We start from the raw sequence: 20,215 nt of genomic DNA, 5'->3' as shown, positions 1-20,215 counted from the left end.
GTCGCGCGGGGCGTCATGCTGCTCTCCGCTGTCGGACGCCGTTGTCAGACCACAGCGAGCGGAAGCTGGTTCGGGATGACGGGCGAGGGCAGGTTCGAGGCACCTGTGAGGAACTTGTCCACGGCGTTGGCCACGGACCGCCCCTCCGCGATCGCCCACACCACCAGGGACGCGCCGCGGTGGGCGTCCCCGCAGACGAACACGCCGGGCGCGGTCGTCTGCCAGTCGGAGCCGCACGAGATCGTGCCGCGCTGCGTCAGCGTGATGTCCAGGTCGTCCAGGAGCCGCATGTGCTCGACGCCCTCGAAGCCGATCGCCAGCAGCACCATGTCCGCGGGCAGGACCTCGATCTCGTCGGACAGCGGCACGACCGAACGACGGCCGGACGAGTCCTTCTCGACGCGCACCTGCTGCAGCTCGATGAACCGCACGTGGCCGGCCTCGTCACCGACGAAGCGACGGACCGCCACGGTGAAGCGGCGTTCGCCGGCCTCCTCGTGCGCGGGGTAGGTGCGCAGGATGTGCGGCCACACCGGCCACGGCGAGCGGTCGTCGTCGCGGACCGATGGCGGCATCGGGTACTGGTCGAGCTGCGTCACGGACAGCGCGCCCTGGCGGGTCGCGGTGCCGTAGCAGTCGGCGCCGGTGTCGCCACCGCCGATGACGATGACGTGCTTGCCCTCGGCGGAGATCGGCGACGGGCCGTCGCCCTCGACCGCGCGGTTCGCGGGGACCAGGTGGTCCATCGCGAGGTGCACGCCCTGGAGCTCACGACCGGGCGTCGACTTGTCGTCACGGCCGCGCAGCGCGCCCACGGCGAGCACGACCGCGTCGAAGTCCGCCCGCAGCTGCTCGACGGTGACGTCGACGCCGACCTCGCAGCCGGTGACGAACTTCGTGCCCTCCTTGCGCAGCTGCGACAGCCTGCGGTCGAGGACCTTCTTCTCCATCTTGAACTCGGGGATGCCGTACCGCAGCAGGCCGCCGAGGCGGTCGTCGCGTTCGTACACCACGACCTCGTGGCCCGCGCGGGTCAGCTGCTGCGCGGCGGCGAGCCCGGCGGGACCGGAGCCGACGACCGCGACGCGCTTGCCCGAGGACACCGCGGCCTGGGACGGCTGCACGTAGCCGTTCTCCCACGACACGTCCGCGATGGTCTCCTCGACCCGCTTGATCGCGACGGCGCCGCCGGCGTCGTGCGAGATCGACAGCACGCAGGCGGCCTCACACGGTGCCGGGCACAACCGGCCCGTGAACTCCGGGAAGTTGTTGGTGGCGTGCAGGCGGTCCGAGGCGAGCTCCCAGTCGCCGCGGCGCACCAGGTCGTTCCACTCGGGGATGAGGTTCCCGAGTGGACAGCCCGCGGTTCCGCTGTGGCAGAAGGGGATGCCGCAGTCCATGCACCGCGTCGCCTGCGTGCGCACGGCGGCGTTGCGCTCCTCCGGTGCCTCGTGGAGGTAGACCTCGTTCCAGTCCTGCAACCTCTCCGGCTTCGGACGCTTCGGCGCGTCGGAGCGGGAGAACTTCATGAATCCCTGTGGATCAGCCACGAGACGCCTCCATGACAGCCGCGTCAACGTCCCGGCCCTCGGCGCGCGCGAGGCGCATGGCCTCGAGAACGCGCTGGTAGTCGCCGGGCATGACCTTCGTGAACGCACCGGCCCTGCGGGTCCAGTCCCCGAGCAGCGACGCGGCGACGGCGGAACCCGTCGCGTTGTGGTGCTTGGTGACCGCGTCCTTGAGCCAACGCAGGTCCTCGGCGCTGAGGCGCTGCAGATTCACCATCTCCTGGTTCACCGACAGGGGATCCAGGTCGAGCACGTACGCGATACCACCGGACATGCCGGCCGCGACGTTGCGCCCGGTCGGCCCGAGCACCACGGCCCGGCCACCGGTCATGTACTCGAAGGCGTGGTCGCCCACGCCCTCCGCCACGAGCAGCGCGCCGGAGTTGCGGACGCAGAAGCGTTCGCCGACCCGGCCGCGCAGGAAGACCTCGCCGGACGTGGCGCCGTAGCCGATCACGTTGCCCGCGATCACCTGGTCCTCGGCGCGGAACGGCGCGTCCTCGAACGGCCGCACGATGATCCGCCCGCCCGACAGGCCCTTGCCGACGTAGTCGTTCGCGTCGCCGACCATCTCGAGCGTGATGCCGCGCGGCAGGAACGCGCCGAGCGATTGGCCCGCGGACCCGGTCAACTTGACCCGGATCGTGTCGTCCTCCAGGCCCTCGCCACCGTAGCGGCGGGTGACCTCGGCGCCGAGCAGCGTGCCGACGGTGCGGTTGACGTTGCGGACCGGCAGCTCCAGCTTGACCTGGTGCGCGTCCTCGAGCGCCGCCTCGGCGAGCTGGATCAGCGTGCGGTCCAGGGCCTTGTCGAGGCCGTGGTCCTGGTCGCGGACCTTGCGCTTCGCCGTCGGGTACGGGGTCTCCGGCACCTCGAACACCGGCGCGAGGTTCAGACCCTCGGTCTTCCAGTGCTCGATCGCGTCGTCCTTGTCGAGCAGCTCCGCGTGACCGACGGCCTCGTCGATCGTGCGGAAACCGAGCTCGGCCAGGATCTCGCGGGCCTCCTGCGCGATGAACTCGAAGAAGTTCACGACGTGGTCGGCCTGACCGGTGTAGCGGGCGCGCAGGTCGGGGTTCTGCGTGGCGACGCCGACCGGGCACGTGTCGAGGTGGCAGACGCGCATCATCACGCAGCCCGCGACGATCAGCGGTGCCGTGGCGAAGCCGAACTCCTCGGCACCGAGCAGCGCGGCGACCACGACGTCGCGGCCGGTGCGCATCGCGCCGTCGACCTGGACGGTGATGCGGTCGCGCAAGCCGTTGAGCAGCAACGTCTGCTGGGTCTCGGCGAGGCCGATCTCCCACGGCGTTCCCGCGTGCTTCAACGAGTTCATCGGCGAGGCGCCGGTGCCGCCGTCGTAGCCCGAGATCAGCACGACGTCCGCGTGCGCCTTCGCCACACCGGCGGCGACGGTGCCGACGCCGATGGACGAGACGAGCTTCACGTGAACCCGCGCCTGCTCGTTCGCGTTCTTCAGATCGTGGATGAGTTGCGCCAGGTCCTCGATCGAGTAGATGTCGTGGTGCGGCGGCGGCGAGATCAGACCGACGCCCGGCGTGGAGTGCCGGGTGCGCGCGACCCACGGGTAGACCTTGAAGCCGGGCAGCTGGCCGCCCTCGCCGGGCTTCGCGCCCTGCGCCATCTTGATCTGGATGTCCGTGGAGTTCACGAGGTACTCGCTCGTGACGCCGAACCGTCCACTCGCGACCTGCTTGACCGCCGAACGCCGCTCGGGGTCGTACAGGCGCTCGCGGTCCTCGCCGCCCTCGCCGGAGTTGGACCGGCCGCCGAGGCGGTTCATCGCGATGGCGAGGGTCTCGTGCGCTTCGGCCGAGATCGAGCCGTACGACATGGCGCCGGTGTTGAAGCGCTTGACGATCGAGCTGACCGGCTCGACCTCGTCGATCGGGATGGGCGTGCGGCCCTCGTTGCGGAACTTGAACAGCCCGCGCAACGTGCCGCCCTGCCGCGAGATGCGCTCGACCTCCGCCGTGTACTGGCGGAAGACCTCCTCCTTGCGCGTCTTCGTGGCGTGCTGCAGCAGGAACACCGTCTCCGGCGTGAACAGGTGCAGCTCGCCCTCGCGGCGGTACGAGTACTCGCCACCGACCTCGAGCCGGCGGTGCTCGCGCGCCGTCGGGTTGTCCGGGTGCGCGCGGCGGTGGCGGACGGCCACCTCCTCGGCGAGGACGTCGAGGCCGGCGCCGCCGAGCTTCGACTGCGTGCCGGTGAAGTACTCGTCCAGCAGGTCGTTGGACAGGCCGACGGCCTCGAAGATCTGCGCGGCGGTGTAGGCGCCGACGGTCGAGATGCCCATCTTCGACATGATCTTCAGGACGCCCTTGACGAGCGCCTTGACGTAGTTGCGGATCGCCTTGTGCGCCGGGACGCCGGTGATGGCGCCCTGGCTGATCAGGTCCTCGATCGTCTCGAACGCGAGGTACGGGTTCACCGCGGCGGCGCCGTAGCTCAGCAGGGCGGCGACGTGGTGGACCTCGCGGCAGTCACCGGACTCGACGACGAGCGCGACGCGCAGGCGTTCCTTGGTGCGCACCAGGTGGTGGTGCACCGCGGAGACGAGCAGCAGCGACGGGATCGGCGCCATGCGGTGGTCGGAGTCGCGGTCGCTGAGCACCAGCGTCCGGGCGCCGTTCGCGATGGCCTCCGACGCCTCGCGACGCACGCGCTCGATCGCGGCGGTCAGCGCCTCGCCACCACCGTCCACTTCGTACAGTCCGGACAGGACGGTGCAGGCGAAGCCCGGCAGGTCGCCGTCGTCGTTGATGTGGATGAGCTTGGCGAGCTCGTCGTTGTCGATCACCGGGTAGTCGAGCGTCACGTGGCGGCACGACACCGGGCCGGGGTCGAGCAGGTTCTGCTCGGGACCCATCACGCGCTTGACCGACGTGACGATCTCCTCGCGGATCGCGTCCAGCGGCGGGTTCGTGACCTGCGCGAAGTTCTGCACGAAGTAGTCGTAGAGCAGCCGCGAACGCTGGCTGAGCGCCGCGACCGGGGTGTCGGAACCCATGGACGCCAGCGGTTCCATGCCCATGATCGACATGGGCGTGAGCAGGATCCGCAGCTCCTCCTCGGTGTAGCCGAAGGTGAGCTGGCGGCGCACGACGGACTCGTGGCTCTGCACCACGTGCTCGCGGTCCTGCAGGTCGGCCAGGTCGAGCAGGCCGGCGTGCAGCCACTCGTCGTAGGGCTGCTCCGACGCGAGGTTCGACTTGAACTCCTCGTCGTCGATGATGCGGCCCTGCGCGGTGTCGACGAGGAACATGCGGCCGGGCTGCAGGCGGCCCTTGGCGACGACCTGGTCGGACGGCACGTCGAGCACACCGGTCTCGGACGCGAGCACGACGCGGCCGTCGGCGGTCTGCCACCAGCGGGCGGGGCGCAGGCCGTTGCGGTCGAGGACCGCGCCGACGAGCTCGCCGTCGGTGAACGTGACGCAGGCCGGGCCGTCCCACGGCTCCATCAGCGACGCGTGGAACTGGTAGAACGCGCGGCGCTTCGGGTCCATCGTGGCGTGGTTCTCCCACGCCTCCGGGATCATCATCAGGACCGCGTGCGGCAGGCTGCGGCCGCCGAGGTGCAGCAGCTCCAGCACCTCGTCGAACGACGCGGAGTCCGAGCCGTCCGGGTTGCAGATCGGGAACAGCCGCGCGAGGTCGCCAGGGATCAGTTCGCTGTCCAGCAACGCCTCGCGGGCGCGCATGCGGTTGCGGTTGCCGCGGACGGTGTTGATCTCACCGTTGTGCGCGACGAACCGGAACGGGTGCGCGAGCGGCCACGACGGGAAGGTGTTCGTGGAGAAACGACTGTGCACCAACGCGATCGCCGAGAAGAGGCGCTCGTCGTACAGGTCCGGGAAGAACGCCGGCAGCTGCTCGGTCGTCAGCATTCCCTTGTAGACGATCGTTCGTGCCGAAAGGGAGGGGAAGTAGACGCTGCCCTCGTGCTCCACCCGCTTGCGCAGGCAGAAGGCCAGGCGGTCCAGGGCGATCCCAGCCTCGTCGCGCGTGCCCTTCACGAAGAGCTGCGCGAAGTGCGGCGCCACCGACATGGCCGTCGGGCCGACGTCGGCGGACTCCGGGTCGGTCGGGACCTCGCGCCAGCCGAGGACGACGAGGTTCTCCTCCTCGGCGATGCGCTCGATCTGCACCATCGCCGCGGCGCGTTCCTCGGTCTCGAACGGCAGGAAGGCGATGCCCGCCGCGTACTGCCCGCGCTCGGGCAGGTCGAAGTCCACCACAGCGCGCAGGAACTCGTCCGGCAGCTGCAGCAGGATGCCAGCACCGTCGCCCGACGTGGGCTCGGCGCCGGCGGCGCCCCGGTGCTCCAGGTTCGCGAGCGCGGTCAGGGCATCGCTCACGATGCCGTGGGAACGCCTGCCCTGGATGTCGGCCACCATGGCGACGCCGCAGGCGTCGCGCTCATCAGCCGGGTCGTAGAGACCCTGGGGGCCGGGGATGGCGGAGAAGATCACTGCGCAGACCTCCTTCGTCGTCCTCGCGAAAGAACTAAGTCCTCGTGCTCAGACCTCGAACCAACAGGTGGGAGCACGGGACGACGATGGCCCGCGTGTTGACGCGACTTTAACAGCCGCGAAACCCAGGGACACCCGCCAATGGGTGATCTAGGTCATGGATGTGTAACGATTCCCCGCTGGGGAACGACATTGCCGCCAACGTCGGCGTTCGTTACAGCCGAGTAAGCGTAACCGACCGTTCAACTTCGGCCAGTCGGATGAGAGTTGCGCTACATTCCCGGTTTGCCACTGGTTGAGCTGGGTACCTCGTCGTTTTGGCTGTTCAGCCGCCCAGCGTCCCAGTTAGCGGACGCTCACCACTCGAAGACCGGTCGCGCCGGGGCCGTCCGTCCGGGCAGACCGGGTGTTGTTGCCCTCCAAACGAGACCGAGGCCCCGTTCACCCCGCGCCGCATGCGGGGAGAGCGGGACCTCGGCATTCGTGGAGGTCGTGAGGTCGCGTGGCCGGAGGCGGGAAGAGTCGCCTCCGGCCACGGACGTCCTCAGTGAGCCGCGACCGGCTCCTTCTTGTCGTCGTCCGCGCCGGTCTGCTTCGCGAGCAGGTCGTCGACGTCGACGCTGTCGGGGTTGTTCAGGACCTCGGTCAGACGCTCCTTGTCGAGCCCCTTCTGCCAGGCGGCGACCACGAGCGACCCGACACCGTTGCCGATCACGTTCGTGATGGCGCGGGCCTCGGACATGAAGCGGTCGATGCCGACGATCAGCGCGATGCCGACCGCGGGGATGGCCGAGTGCGCCTCGAAGGCCTGCAGCGAGGCGGCCAGGGTGACGAGGCCGGCGCCGGTGACGCCCGCCGCGCCCTTCGACGCGATCAGCATGAAGAGCAGCAGGCCGATCTGGACGCCGATCGACACGTCGTGACCCGTGGCCTGGGCGATGAAGATCGCGCCCATGGTCAGGTAGATGCAGGTGCCGTCGAGGTTGAACGAGTAACCGGTCGGGATGGTGAGGCCGACGACCGACTTCTGGGCGCCCGCCGCCTCCAGCTTGACCATCATGCGCGGCAGCACGGACTCGGACGACGAGGTGCCGAGCACGATCAGGATCTCGTCCTTGATGTAGCGCAGGAACTTGAAGAGGCTGAAGCCCGCGAACTTCGCGACCAGGCCGAGCACCACGATGATGAACAGCAGGCAGGTGGCGTAGAAGGAGCCCATCAGCCAGAGCAGCTTGCCCAGCACGCTGCCGCCGAACTTGCCGACGGTGTAGGCGATACCGCCGAAGGCACCGATCGGGGCCACGTACATGACGATCTTGATGATGCCGAACATGACCTTGGACAGCGTCTCCATCGCGGAGACGACCTTGGCACCGCGCTCGCCCATGCCGGCGACCGCGACGGCCACGAGGATGGCGACCACGAGCACCTGGATGAGCTGCCCGTCGGTGAACGCGCTGACGAACGACTTCGGTACCAGGCTCAGGATGAAGCCGGTGACACCGGTCTCCGCGGTCGAGGCGGACTTCAGCGTCGCGTCGGCCTGGCTCGCGTTCAGCGTGATGTCACCGCCGTGGTGACCCGGCTGGACGATGTTCACGACGATGAGGCCGATGGCGAGCGCCACCGTGGTCATCGCGGTGAAGTAGAGGATCGTGCGGAGTGCGAGGCCACCCGCCTTGGCGAGGTTTCCGAGGCCCGCGATGCCGACGATGATCGTCGCGAAGATGGTCGGCGCGATGACGACCTTGACGAGGTTCACGAACAGGTCGGCGAGCCACTTCATCTCCGACGCCTGTTTCGGGAACAGGAAGCCGACGGCAGCGCCCAGAACGATGGAGACGAGCACCCAGAAGTAGAGGTGCTTGTAGATCGGTTTGCGCCCTGTGGTCGTGGTGGCCACTGTTCCTCCTTGAACTACGTGTTGCGAAGAGAGTGAGCCGCGCCACCAGAGCCGACAAGCCGACCTGAGGAAACTTCAGACAGCCCTGACGTAACAGCTAGGCTTCGCTGGTGTCACTCAGCCGTCGCACGCTTCTGCTGGGGGCCGGGCTGGCCCTGACCGGGTGCACTCCGCGCAGGGTGGAGGCACCCGCCGAGCTGGTGCTCGCCACCGGTCCGGAGGGGGCGGTGTTCCGCGAGGTCGGAGGCGCGCTGGCGGCGGCGCTGGCCGAACAGCTGCCGGGCACCAAGGTCACCGCGATCCCCACCGCCGCGTCGGTCGAGAACCTCCAGCTGCTGCGGTCGGGAGAGGCCCAGCTCGCGCTGTCCTCTTTGGACCCCATCGACGACCCGCAGAGCGTCCGCGCCGTCGGCCGGCTCTACGACAGCTTCATGCAGATCGCCGTGCCGGCCGCCTCGCCGATCCACACGTTCGCCGACCTCGCGGGCAAGCGCGTCTCGCTCGGGCCCGTCGGATCCGGCACGGAGTTCACCGCCAAGCGGATGCTGGAGTTCTTCCAACTGTCCGCAGTGGACGAACGCATGGCGCACGCGGAGGCGTCCCGCCGCGTGGCGAACGGGTCGCTCGACGCGATGCTGGCGCTGACCGGCATCCCGACCCCCGCGATCACGGACCTGCAGGGCAACGTGCGGCTGGTCAACATCCCGCAGGAGGCGATCGCCCTCGCCGAGAAGTACAAGGGCCCGTACATCCCCGCGACGATTCCGAGCACCACCTACGAGGACGTGCCGGCGAACCAGACGTTCGCGGTGCCGAACCTGCTGCTGGCGCGGGAGTCGCTGAGCGCGGACGTCGTCGAGGTCGTGACGCGCACGGTGTTCACCGAGACCGCGCGGATCGTGGAGGGCCACCCGGAGGCGTCGCGGATCAACGTCCGCACGGGCATCGCGACCGGGCTCGTGCCGCTGCACGACGGCGCTATGCGCTGGTTCCGTTCCGTGAAGCGCTGAGGGCGATCTTCGCGTCCAGACCGGGCCCGGCGTCGTGCAGGGTGAGCGTGCCGCCCGCCGACTCGATGAGCTCCGCGCAGATCGCGAGGCCCATGCCGGTGCCCGCGATGTTCTGGTGCTTGGTGGCGCGCCAGAACCGCTGCAGCGCGAGCTCCCGCTCGTCGTGCGTGAGGCCGTCGCCGTTGTCGATGACGTGCAGCTCACCGGGCCTGCCGGTGACCACGACCTCGGTGGCGTTGGCGAGGCGGATGGCGTTGCTGACGAGCTCGTCGAGCACGCTGCCGAGACCGCCGGGCGGTTCCTGCATGGTGAGGCCGGGCGGCACGTCGATCCTGAGCTCCACCCCGGACTTGCCGGCGAGCGCCTGCCACGCCGCCCGGTGCGTCGTGAGCAGCTGGTCGATCTCGACGGGCTCGGTCTGCCGGGCGCTGTCGAGGCGGGTCGCGGCGAGCAGCGTGTCGAGCACGCGCCCCATCTCCTCGGCCTCCTCGACCGCGATCTGGTGCGCCTCCCGCGCGAGCTCGCCCTGCACGTGCGGCTCCAGGTTGTCCACGGCGAGCCGCAGGCTGGCGAGCGGGTTCCGCAGCTGGTGCGACGCGTCGGCGACGAACGCCTTCTGCCTGTTCAACGCCTTGCCGACGACGTCGACCATGGTGTTGAAGCTGCGCGCGAGCCGTCGCAGCTCCTGTGGCCCGCCGACCTCGTCGGCCCGCACGTCGAGGTTGCCCGCCGCCACCGCGGCCGTGGCCTCGTCGAGCCGGCCGACCGGCCGCAGCACCCACCGCGACATGGGCCAGGCGGCGGCGACCACGGCCAGCATCGGCGCGAGCCCGGCCAGCGCCATCAGCCCCCACTGCCGCAGCACCTCGGCCCTCAGGTCACCGGTCTGCGAGATGGTGACGACCGCGGCCACGACCTCGCTGTCCCGCCCGACCGGCTCGACCACGACCATCGGCCCGGTCCGCCACGGCCACCCCGTGTACTCGGGCTCGGGCCTGATACCGCCGTTCAACGCCGTGTTGAGGGCTTTCGTGACCTCGGGGTCGCTGCTCGGGTCGAACCCCTGCCGTGACGACAGCAGGATCCGCCGGTCCGCGCTCACCAGCGCGACGGGGATGTCGTAGAGGGTGTCGTAGCGCTGGATCTCCTGGCTCAGCGCCTCCAGCCGGTCCGACTGCAGCGCGCTCTCGCCGAGGCTCGCGAACCGGCTCGCGTCACCGAGGCGGTCGAGGTACGTCGTCTGGGTCTCGCGCTGCACGACCGCGGACGCCAAAGGGATGCCGAGCGCCGCGACCAGGGCGACGAGCAGCGGAACGGTGATGACGAGCAGTCGGCGGAGCATCGTCTGCGATTGTTCCGCACCTCTTCGCGCGTGTCTCTCGGACACTCGTCACGTGACGAGCCGGTAGCCCACTCCCCGCACCGTCTCGATCTTCACGTGGGCACCGAGCTTGCCGCGCAGCGCCGCGATGTGCGTGTCGAGCGTCCGCGACGGCGCCTCCCAGTGCGCCTGCCACACCTGGTCGACGATGAAGTCGCGGCTCACCACCTCGCCCTTGCGGGTCGCGAGGAGGGCGAGCAGGTCGAACTCCTTGCGGGTCAGCGCGAGCGGCTCACCGTCCACAGTGGCGCTGCGGGTCGAGGCGTTGATCCGCAGCGCACCGATCTGGATCGGCCCCTCGCTCTCCGGTTCCGCGCGGTGCGTGCGCGTGCGGCGCAGCACGGCCTCGATGCGGGCGAGGAGCTCGGACGTGCCGAACGGCTTCACCACGTAGTCGTCGGCGCCGGCCCGCAGCCCGAGCACGCGCTCGCGTTCCTCACCGCGCGCCGTGACGGTGATGACGGCGGTGCCCGGCCGGTGCCGCAGCTCGCGCAGCACGTCCAGGCCGTCCCCGTCGGGCAGGCCGAGGTCGAGCAGCACCACGTCGGCAGGCGCGGCCCGCAGCGCGTCGGCGGCCGTGGCCACCCGATGCACCTCGTAGCCCGCGTGCCGCAGTGCGGTCAGCAGGCCCCGGGCCACCCGGTCGTCATCCTCGACGACGAGCACGCGCACAGATCACTCCGGTTTGACCGACTCCGGGGAGTCCTTCTTGTCCTTCTCGACCTCGTCCTCGGCCTTCGCCTCGGTCACGTCTTCGGTCTCCGCCTCGGCGGCCTCGACCGGCTCGGTGGTGCCGCGCAGCGCGGCCACGTCCTCGCGCTCACCCCGCGACCGGGCGATGATGAAGTACGCCACCGCACCGAAGAACACGAGAGCCGACACGAACACGTTCACGCGCGTGCCGAAGATCAGCGTCGCCTCGTCCGTGCGCATGAGCTCGATCCAGAACCGCCCGGCCGTGTAGCCCGCGACGTAGAGCGCGAACACCCGCCCGTGACCCAGCCGGAACTTCCGGTCCGCCCACACGATCAGCAGCGCGACACCGAGGTTCCACAGCAGCTCGTAGAGGAACGTCGGGTGCACGACCTGGATCGGCGTGTGGTCGATGGCCACACCCGCCAGCGCGTCCTCACGACCCTCCGGCGTCACCCGGCGGTAGATCTCCAGCCCCCACGGCAACGTCGTGTCGCCACCGTAGAGCTCCTGGTTGAAGTAGTTGCCGAGCCGCCCGATGGCCTGCGCGACGACGATGCCCGGCGCCAGCGCGTCCGCCATCGCGGGCAACGGGATGCCCTTGCGCCGGCACCCGATCCACGCACCCACGGCACCGAGCGCGATGGCACCCCAGATGCCGAGGCCACCGTTCCAGATCTCCAGCGCCGCGAGCGGGTTCTTGCCCGGCCCGAAGTACTTCTGGTTGTCGGTGATGACGTGGTAGAGCCGCCCGCCGACCAGGCCGAACGGCACCGCCCACACGGCGATGTCGGTGACCTCACCCTTGATGCCGCCGCGTTCGACCCAGCGGCGCTCACCCCACCAGATGGCGACGATGATGCCTGCGATGATGCACAGCGCGTAGGCCCTGATGGGGAGCGGACCGAGGTACCAAACACCGCGGTCGGGACTCGGGATCGTGGCCAGAAGGGCGGTCAACACGGCGCCCACCGTACCGGTCGCCCTGTGAGCGTCTCGTTGGGGCGCGCGATCGTTATCGAGCCCGAACCCTGCCGGAGCCGATCACCCCTCCCTTCGCTCTCAACCGACGCACGGCACTCGTACTCGCCTTCCCCGTTCACCCACCCTGCTCGTCACTGCCGCGCTCGCGCCACCCCGCAGCCGTCCCGCCCCGCACTCGTCCCCGCCCCACCTCCGCTCTCCCCCTCTCGCTCCCCCTCCCTCCCCTCTCACTCACTCGCGTCACCGCACCCCCACCCCGCGCTCGGCCCGCCCCCACACCCGCCTCCCTCCCTCCCTCCCTCCCTCCCTCCCTCCCTCCCTCCCTCCAGCCCCACCTCCAGCCCAATCCCTCCAGCCCCAGGCGCCCCCGCCACATCGCGCCCTCCCGTTCCTCGCCTTCCCCAACCGTCTCCCCCGGACCACCACCCCCTTCCGCGCACCCCACCGCGAGCGGCCGACCCGAGATACTCGGGCTCATCTCGGCGGACTCGCGAAAGGTCGGACATGACGGTCCTGGTGGTCGGCGGCGGCATCGGTGGACTGGCGACGGCGCTCGGGCTCGCCCGAGCGGGCACGCGGGTGGTGGTGCTCGAGGCGTCGGCGGAGTTCGCGGAGATCGGCGCCGGGATCCAGGTCGGGCCCAACGGGTTCCGCATGCTCGACTCGCTCGGCGTGGGTGCCGCGGTGCGGCGGCGGGCCGTGCACGTGGACGAGTTGCGGTTGCGGTGCGGCGTGACCGGGCGGCTGATCGCCGGGCTTCCCGTCGACGACGGCTTCCGCGCGCGGTTCGGCACCTACGCGGTGGTGCACCGCAACGACGTGCTCGCTCCGTTGCTCGACGCCTGCCGAGCCGACGAGCGGGTCGAACTCCGGGTGGACAGCGGTGTCGCGTCCTACACGCAGGACTCGGACGGGGTCACCGCGGTGTTGCGGTCGGGCGAGGTCGTGCGCGGCGAGGCCCTGGTCGGTGCCGACGGGTTGCGGTCGGCGGTGCGGCGGCAGCTCGTGGGCGACGGGGAGCCCCCGGTGTCCGGGCACACGACGTTCCGCGCGGTCATTCCCTCGGAGAACGTGCCGCGGTCGTTGAAGGAGAACGTCGTCACGCTCTGGGCCGGGCCGCGCTACCACGTCGTCTGGTACGTGATCGCCGGCGGCCGGTACGTGAACCTCGTTGCCACCACCGACAACGGCGCCGTGGAACCCTTGACCGGCAAGCCCGTCGAGCACGCCGAGGTGCTGCGGCACTTCACGCCCCTCTGCCCGGACGCGACCCAGGTCATGGAGCTCGCCCACGAGTGGCGTGCGTGGGTGCTGTGCGACCGCGCGCCCGTTACGACCTGGCAGGACTCCCGCGTCGTGCTGCTCGGTGACGCCGCCCATCCCGTGCTGCAGTACGCCGCGCAGGGCGCCTGTCAGGCGTTGGAAGACGCCGTGTGCCTCTCGTCCGTGTTCGACCACCGTGACGTGGCCGGCTCTTTTGCGCGGTACGTGGCGCTCCGCTCGGAGCGGACCGCGCGCGTCCACCACGCTTCACGGTTCATGGGACGGGAGGTCTACCACCCCGCCGGAGACGCGGCGCTGGCCCGGGACGCGATGTTCGCCTCGTGGACCGTCGCCGACGTGCACGACCGGCTGGAATGGCTCTACGGCTAGAACTTGATGATCACCGGGAACGGCCGCTCGGTCTCGAGCACGCCGTTCCGACTCCGCGCGATCTCGACGTACTCCTCACCCTGGAGCTCCAGCAGGACCGCTTCGACGACCTGAGTGCTCGGGTCGACCATCAGGTAGTGGGGAATACCGGCTTCCGCGTACAGGCCACGTTTGAGGCCCTCGTCGTTCAGGCGCGTGCTCGGTGAGAACACCTCGCCGACCAGGACGACGTCGGACACCGGGAACATGACGCCCGCTTCTCGCGGCTTGATCACCGTGAAGTCCGGGATCACCAGACGCCCGCTGGACAGCAGGACGTTCAGCTCGATCGTCGTCTTGAGGTAGTCGGGACAAGCGGCGCGCAGCGCGGCTGCGGCGTCGAACACCACTTCCTGGTGGCGAACCGACCCCAGCGGGCTCACGAGAAGCATCCCGTCGACGAGCTCGATGCGTTGGCTGTTGTCCTCCGGCAGCGACAGGACGTCGTCGAGCGACCAAGGGCCCACGTGCCTCGGCAACAGGTACTGGGCTCGCGCCGTCTCCGCTGGAGCTGCCACTGGGCATCACCTCCGAAAGCCGCCCGACGAGTACCAGTGTGGCACGCCGGGCGAACAGCTGGCTTGTGCATAGGGCCACGATCGCAGGTCAGACCGACAGCCGAAGGGGGTTTTGGCCCCGGCCGACCACGATTCACTCGATCAGGTGTTCGAATCTGTGTCATGCTCTTGGAGGAACGTCATCGACTCCGGAAGGAGGCATTGGCTCCTCCACAACTCAATACCCGCCATCCCGACAACCACTCGATGGCGAGCACAGTGTTCGACCTTTGAAAGCACCACCGCGCCACCCGACAACCAGAAGGCGGAGCCGTCGCTGCAGAGACGGCTTCTCCAGGGACACAAAGCAAAACCGCCCGGCCGAGAGACCGAGCGGTTCAGCGAAAGAAAGGAGGATCAGACCGTTGCGGCAGCCGACCGCACGCCTTGAGCGAGATCAGCGGCCAGCGCGCGCACCGCGGCATCACTCTCACCGGCGGCCGTCACGAACGCCGAGCCGACGATGACGCCGTCCGCGAAGCCGGCGATCTCGGCGGCCTGCGCGCCGGAGCGCACGCCCAGCCCGACGCCGACGGGCAGCTCGGTGTGTTCCCGCACCCGTGCGACGAGCGCGGGAGCGGCGGACGACACGACGTCACGGGCGCCAGTGACGCCCATGACCGCGGTGGCGTAGAGGAAGCCGGAGGAGGCACGCGCGGTCATCGCGATGCGCTCCTCGGTCGACGACGGCGCCACCAGGAACGTCCGGTCGAGACCGTGCGCGGCGGAGGCGGCCATCCAGTCGTCGGCCTCGTCCGGCACGAGGTCGGGCGTGATGATGCCGAGGCCACCGGCGGCGGCGAGGTCACGCGCGAACGCGTCGACGCCGTAGCGCAGCACCGGGTTCCAGTACGTCATCACGACCGCACGACCGCCGGCCTCGGACACGGCGGACACCACGTCGAACAGGTCCCGCACGCGGAAGCCCGCGGACAGCGCCTGCTCGGCGGCGGCCTGGATCGTCGGGCCGTCCATCACCGGGTCGGAGAACGGCAGGCCGACCTCGACCAGATCGCACCCGGACTCGATCATCGAACGGAGGTGGTGCTTGGAGCCCTCGACCGTGGGGAAGCCCGCGGGCAGGTAGCCGATCAGCGCGGCACGGGACTCGGCGCGCGCGGTGGCGAAAACGTCGGACAACGTCGACATCAGGCCTGTCCCCCGTCAGCAAGGCCGAAGTACTGCACGGCCGTGTCCATGTCCTTGTCGCCACGTCCGGAGAGGTTCACGACCAGGAGACCGTCCGGCCCGAGCGACGGCCCGAGCTTCAGCGCGCCGGCGAGCGCGTGCGAGGACTCGATCGCCGGGATGATGCCCTCGGTGCGCGAGAGCAGGGCGAAGGCCTCCATGGCCTCGGCGTCGGTGACCGGGAAGTACTCGGCGCGGCCGATGTCCTTCAGGTGCGAGTGCTCGGGACCCACGCCGGGGTAGTCGAGGCCGGCGGAGATCGAGTGCGCCTCGGTGATCTGGCCGTCGTCGTCCTGCATGACGTACGACATGGCACCGTGCAGCGAGCCGGGCGTGCCGGCCGTCAGCGTGGCGCCGTGGCTGCCGCTGTCGAGGCCGGAACCTCCGGGCTCGACACCGACCAGGCGGACGTCCGCGTCGTCGATGAAGCCGTGGAAGATGCCGATCGCGTTCGAGCCGCCACCGACACAGGCGACGACGGCGTCGGGCAGGCGGCCCGCCTTCTCGAGGATCTGCTCGCGCGCCTCGATGCCGATGATCCGGTGGAAGTCGCGGACCATCAGCGGGAACGGGTGCGGACCTGCGGCCGTGCCGAGCAGGTAGTGCGTCTCGTCGACGTTGGCGACCCAGTCGCGCAGCGCGTCGTTGATCGCGTCCTTCAGGGTGCGCGACCCGGACTTCACCGGGATGACCTCGGCGCCCAGCAGGCGCATGCGGGCCACGTTGAGAGCCTGGCGCTCGGTGTCGACCTCGCCCATGTAGACGACGCAGTCGAGGCCGAGGAGCGCGCACGCGGTCGCGGTCGCCACGCCGTGCTGGCCGGCGCCGGTCTCCGCGATCACGCGCTGCTTGCCCATGCGCTTGGTCAGCAACGCCTGGCCGAGCACGTTGTTGATCTTGTGTGAGCCCGTGTGGTTGAGGTCCTCGCGCTTGAGCCACACCCGCGTGCCGGCGTGCTCCGCGAACTTCGGGGCCTCGGTCAGCAGGGACGGACGGCCCGCGAAGTCGCGGAGGAGTCGCTTGAACTCGTTCACGAACTCCGGGTCGAGCCGCGCCTTGTCGTACTCGGCGGCCAGTTCGTCCACCGCGGCGATCAGGGCCTCCGGGACGAACCGGCCGCCCCACGGACCGAAGTGGCCACGTGCGTCGGGATCATGCGGTGTGGGCGTGAACTGGCCCATCGGGTGGCTCCTCTAGCGCTTGGATCAACCGTGCCCTACCGGCTGGGCCGGGGGCACGCGGGGTGTGAGCCCGCGGTCACGAGCTTGTTCACGGCGGCCTTGGGGTCTCCGCTGGTCACCAGGCTTTCGCCGACGAGCACCGCGTCGGCACCGGCGCCGGCGTACGACATCAGGTCGCCGGGCCCGGTCACGCCCGACTCGGCGATCTTGATCGTCTCGAAGGGTAGCCCCGGAGCGATCCTGCCGAAAACGTCTTTGTCGACCTCCAACGTGTGGAGGTTGCGCGCGTTCACCCCGATGACCGTCGAACCCGCCTCCAGCGCGCGGTCGGCCTCCTCGGCCGTGTGCACCTCGACGAGCGCCGTCATGCCGAGCGACTCGACCCGGTCGAGCAGCGACACGAGCGCGTTCTGCTCCAGCGCCGCCACGATCAGCAGCACCACGTCCGCGCCGTGCATGCGCGCCTCGTGCACCTGGTACGGCGACACGATGAAGTCCTTGCGCAGCAGCGGGATCTTCACCGCCCGGCGCACCGCGTCGAAGTCCGCCAGCGACCCGCCGAAGCGGCGCTGCTCGGTCAGCACGCTGATCACCGACGCGCCGCCCGCCTCGTACGCGGACGCGAGTTCGGCAGGTTCCGGGATCTCCGCCAGCGCGCCCTTGGAAGGGCTGCGGCGCTTGACCTCGGCGATGACGCCCACGTTCGGCCCGCGCAGCACCGACAGCACGTCGAGCGGCGGGGCGGTCTTGGCCGCGCGCTCCTTGACGACGTCGAAGGACAACTGAGCCTCACGAGCGGCGAGATCCTCACGCACACCTTCGAGGATCGACTCGAGAACCGTCACAGTCTTGAACCCCTTCCCGCTACAGGGATGCTAACCCCGGCGGAGTAACGCCCCAGCCACCGGGGTTCACCTGTCCACGCAGCTAACCAAGGTCGTAGGGGTGTCACATGCGCGAACGCAGGTGAATGATCTTCACTCGTTCGAGGTTGCCCTGCCGGGCTTCGGGTCGTCGGTCGGATCGTCACCGCGTTCGAGCGCGCGCCACATGTCCGTCTCGGGATCGGCCGCGCGGGTCTTCTGCCCGCCCATCCCGATCTTCGGCATCCGCCCTCCGAGCGCCACCAGCACCGCTCCGGACGCCACCACGAGAACGCCTCCGGCGATCGCCAGCCAGTGGCCGGACACCACTCCCGCGATGCCGACCACGATCAGCAACGCGCCGAGGACCCGGCGCGCCACGCCGCTCAGCGCGACGGCCGCCGCGACGGCCGCGAGGCACAGCAACGCGACCGGCACGGAGCCGGCACCCCAGAAGGCACCCGCCGCGCCCACGAGCAGGAGCGCGGCGATCCACAGCGGCGAACTAGCCTTCAACGGCCGGCGCCATCGTCTGCGCGGTGGCGATCGCGGCCAGCACCGCGCCCGCCTTGTTCAGGCACTCGTTGTCCTCGGCCAGCGGGTCCGAGTCGGCCACGATGCCGCCACCGGCCTGCACGTACGCCACGCCCTCGCGGACCAGGGCGGTGCGGATGGCGATGGCGGTGTCGGCGTCGCCGGCGAAGTCGAAGTAGCCGACGACGCCGCCGTAGAGGCCGCGGCGGGTGGGCTCCAGCTCCTCGATGAGCTCCATCGCGCGCGGCTTGGGCGCGCCGGACAGCGTGCCGGCCGGGAAGCAGGCGGCGACCGCGTCGTAGGCCGTCTTGCCCTCGGCCAGCTCACCGGTCACGGTCGACACGATGTGCATGACGTGGCTGTACCGCTCGACCTTGAAGAAGTCGACGACGTGCACCGAACCCGGCTTGCAGACGCGGCCCAGGTCGTTGCGGCCGAGGTCGACGAGCATCAGGTGCTCGGCGCGCTCCTTGTGGTCCGCGAGGAGGTCCTTCTCCAGCAGCGCGTCTTCCTCGGGGTCCTCGCTGCGCCAGCGTGTGCCCGCGATCGGGTGGGTGGTCGCCTTGCCGTCGCGCACCGTCACGAGCGACTCGGGGCTGGACCCGACGATGTCGAACCCGTCGAGCCGCAGCAGGTACATGTACGGGCTGGGGTTCGTCGCTCGCAGCACGCGGTAGATGTCGAGCGCGTCGGCGTCGGTCTCGATCTCGAACCGCTGCGACACCACGACCTGGAACGCCTCGCCCGCGCGGATGGCCTCCTTGGCCTTCTCGACGGCGGCGAAGTGCTCGGCCTGCGACCGCCGGCGGCGGAACTCGGGCTTGGGCCGCGAGAAGACGGCGGCGGTCGGCGGCGCGGGCGTGTGCAGCGCCGTCGTCATCTCGTCGAGGCGGCGCACCGCGTCGTCGTACGCGGCGTCGACCCGCTCGGCCGAGTCGTCCCAGTTGATCGCGTTCGCGATGAGCGTGACGGTGCCCTCGTGGTGGTCGAGCGCGGCGAGGTCGGTCGCCAGCAGCATGACCAGCTCGGGAATCTTCAGGTCGTCCTCGGCGATGACCGGCAGCCGCTCCAGCCGCCGCACCGCGTCGTAGCCGATGTAGCCGACCATGCCGCCGGTCAGCGGGGGCATGCCGGGCAACGGGTCCGTGCGCAGCACCTCGACGGTCTCGCGCAGCACCTGCAGCGGGTCGCCGCCGTCGGGCAGGCCGACGGGCCGCGTGCCGGTCCAGTAGGCCTCGCCGCCGTTCGCGGTGAGCGCGGCCGAGGAGCGCACGCCGATGAACGACCACCTCGACCAGGAGCGCCCGTTCTCCGCAGACTCGAAGAGGAACGTGCCCGGCTGATTGGCCCCGAGCTTGCGGTACAGGCCGACCGGGGTCTCGGCGTCCGCGAGCAGCTTGCGGACCACCGGGATGACCCGGCGGTTGACCGCGAGCTCGCGAAACTCCTCACGCGTGGGGCTCACGGCCCCCAGACCAGCGGCGGCCACAGCCCCGATGACGCTCACCATGCCGATGATTGTTGCATAAATTCAACATCTGTTGAACTATGACCCACGTGGAGCAAGTGAACCAGAAACGTCGAGGCCGCCGCGCCGCGGGCGAGGACACCAAGGCGGCGCTCGTCTCGGCCGCCCGTGAGGTGTTCATCGAGAAGGGCTTCGACGGTGCCACCGTACGCGCGATCGCTTCCAGGGCGGGCGTGGACGCCGCGATGGTCAACCACTGGTTCGGCGGCAAGGAGGGCCTGTTCGCCCAGTCCGTACTGCAGCTCCCGTTCGACCCGGCCGAGATCCTCAAGCGCCTGGTCGACGGCCCCGTCGAGGAAGCGGGCGAGCGCGTCATCCGCACGTTCGTGGCGGTGTGGGACGCGACGGGCGGCGGCACGTTCGCCGCGCTGATCCGCAGCGTCACCAGCCAGCCGGAGGTGGCGGGCGCGCTGAAGTCGTTCCTCATCAACGCGATCTTCAAGAACCTGCTGACGGAGCTCGGCGCCGAGCAGCGCGAGCTGCGCGCCACGCTGTGCGCCACCCAGATGGTCGGGCTCGGCATCGTCCGGTACGTCGTCGGGTTCGAGCCGCTGGCCTCGACCGACGTCGAGACCATCGTCAAGGCCATCGCCCCGAACCTGCAGCGCTACCTCACGGGCGACCTGGACTAGATC

General features: G+C 70.1%; 15 protein-coding genes. 3 read left to right on the top strand and 12 right to left on the bottom strand.

Annotated elements, in window-relative coordinates; all coding sequences use genetic code 11:
• Positions 1-44 precede the first annotated feature (44 nt).
• The 3 genes from ABZX02_RS38425 to dctA all read right to left on the bottom strand — a co-directional run bounded on the left by ABZX02_RS38425 (position 45) and on the right by dctA (position 7,969).
• Positions 45-1,550, bottom strand: a complete 1,506-nt coding sequence (locus ABZX02_RS38425) for a glutamate synthase subunit beta (RefSeq protein WP_355306096.1) — start codon at positions 1,548-1,550, stop codon at positions 45-47.
• On the bottom strand, positions 1,543-6,066 hold the full coding sequence (gene gltB, locus ABZX02_RS38420; RefSeq protein WP_355306094.1) for a glutamate synthase large subunit: 4,524 nt from the start codon (positions 6,064-6,066) through the stop codon (positions 1,543-1,545). The genes ABZX02_RS38425 and gltB overlap by 8 nt, the downstream gene beginning before the upstream one ends.
• Before the next feature lie 544 nt (positions 6,067-6,610).
• A complete protein-coding gene (gene dctA / locus ABZX02_RS38415; protein WP_355306092.1) occupies positions 6,611-7,969 on the bottom strand; it encodes a C4-dicarboxylate transporter DctA in 1,359 nt (452 codons plus the stop codon).
• A gap of 110 nt (positions 7,970-8,079) precedes the next feature.
• On the opposite strand from dctA, the gene ABZX02_RS38410 reads away from it, so the two are divergent.
• The gene (locus ABZX02_RS38410; RefSeq protein WP_355306090.1) at positions 8,080-8,979 is read left to right on the top strand and encodes a TAXI family TRAP transporter solute-binding subunit; all 900 of its coding nucleotides are present in this window, start codon (positions 8,080-8,082) and stop codon (positions 8,977-8,979) included.
• Here the strand turns inward: ABZX02_RS38410 and ABZX02_RS38405 are convergent.
• From ABZX02_RS38405 to lgt, 3 genes are read right to left on the bottom strand one after another with little or no spacing between them, the layout of a single operon-like run.
• Entirely contained in the window at positions 8,948-10,321 is a 1,374-nt protein-coding gene (locus tag ABZX02_RS38405) for a HAMP domain-containing sensor histidine kinase (RefSeq protein ID WP_355306088.1), read from the bottom strand. The genes ABZX02_RS38410 and ABZX02_RS38405 overlap by 32 nt on opposite strands.
• Positions 10,322-10,369: 48 nt before the next feature.
• The gene (locus tag ABZX02_RS38400) at positions 10,370-11,032 is read right to left on the bottom strand and encodes a response regulator transcription factor (protein ID WP_355306086.1); all 663 of its coding nucleotides are present in this window, start codon (positions 11,030-11,032) and stop codon (positions 10,370-10,372) included.
• A 3-nt stretch (positions 11,033-11,035) separates the two neighbouring features.
• Positions 11,036-12,013 (bottom strand): prolipoprotein diacylglyceryl transferase, encoded by a 978-nt coding sequence (gene lgt / locus ABZX02_RS38395; RefSeq protein ID WP_355306166.1) that lies wholly within the window; start codon positions 12,011-12,013, stop codon positions 11,036-11,038.
• Positions 12,014-12,541: 528 nt separating this feature from the next.
• Here lgt and ABZX02_RS38390 point away from each other — a divergent pair.
• Positions 12,542-13,690, top strand: coding sequence for an FAD-dependent monooxygenase (locus ABZX02_RS38390; RefSeq protein ID WP_355306084.1), 1,149 nt, complete (start codon positions 12,542-12,544; stop codon positions 13,688-13,690).
• On the opposite strand, the gene ABZX02_RS38385 is transcribed toward ABZX02_RS38390, so the two are convergent.
• The 6 genes from ABZX02_RS38385 to ABZX02_RS38360 all read right to left on the bottom strand — a co-directional run bounded on the left by ABZX02_RS38385 (position 13,687) and on the right by ABZX02_RS38360 (position 19,562).
• Positions 13,687-14,247, bottom strand: coding sequence for a Uma2 family endonuclease (locus ABZX02_RS38385; RefSeq protein WP_355306082.1), 561 nt, complete (start codon positions 14,245-14,247; stop codon positions 13,687-13,689). The two genes, ABZX02_RS38390 and ABZX02_RS38385, sit on opposite strands and share 4 nt — an antisense overlap.
• A gap of 396 nt (positions 14,248-14,643) precedes the next feature.
• A complete protein-coding gene (gene trpA / locus ABZX02_RS38380) occupies positions 14,644-15,435 on the bottom strand; it encodes a tryptophan synthase subunit alpha (RefSeq protein WP_355306080.1) in 792 nt (263 codons plus the stop codon).
• Entirely contained in the window at positions 15,435-16,655 is a 1,221-nt protein-coding gene (gene trpB / locus ABZX02_RS38375; RefSeq protein ID WP_355306078.1) for a tryptophan synthase subunit beta, read from the bottom strand. Before trpB ends, trpA begins: the two co-directional genes overlap by 1 nt.
• Positions 16,656-16,690: 35 nt before the next feature.
• Positions 16,691-17,500 (bottom strand): indole-3-glycerol phosphate synthase TrpC, encoded by an 810-nt coding sequence (trpC, locus tag ABZX02_RS38370; RefSeq protein WP_355306076.1) that lies wholly within the window; start codon positions 17,498-17,500, stop codon positions 16,691-16,693.
• Between the two features lie 132 nt (positions 17,501-17,632).
• The gene (locus tag ABZX02_RS38365) at positions 17,633-18,034 is read right to left on the bottom strand and encodes a Trp biosynthesis-associated membrane protein (RefSeq protein WP_355306074.1); all 402 of its coding nucleotides are present in this window, start codon (positions 18,032-18,034) and stop codon (positions 17,633-17,635) included.
• Positions 18,024-19,562: an anthranilate synthase component I gene (locus tag ABZX02_RS38360; protein WP_355306072.1), complete on the bottom strand. Its 1,539-nt coding sequence runs from the start codon at positions 19,560-19,562 to the stop codon at positions 18,024-18,026. Before ABZX02_RS38360 ends, ABZX02_RS38365 begins: the two co-directional genes overlap by 11 nt.
• 47 nt (positions 19,563-19,609) lie before the next feature.
• Here ABZX02_RS38360 and ABZX02_RS38355 point away from each other — a divergent pair, with 47 nt between their 5' ends.
• The gene (locus tag ABZX02_RS38355) at positions 19,610-20,212 is read left to right on the top strand and encodes a TetR family transcriptional regulator (RefSeq protein ID WP_355306070.1); all 603 of its coding nucleotides are present in this window, start codon (positions 19,610-19,612) and stop codon (positions 20,210-20,212) included.
• The last annotated feature ends 3 nt before the right edge of the window (positions 20,213-20,215 follow it).

The sequence above is a fragment of the Lentzea sp. NPDC003310 genome (genome assembly GCF_040610935.1).
In the GTDB taxonomy this organism is placed as follows: domain Bacteria; phylum Actinomycetota; class Actinomycetes; order Mycobacteriales; family Pseudonocardiaceae; genus Lentzea.
Note: the sequence above shows the minus strand (reverse complement) of the source record. Positions and strands in the feature narration are given on the sequence as shown.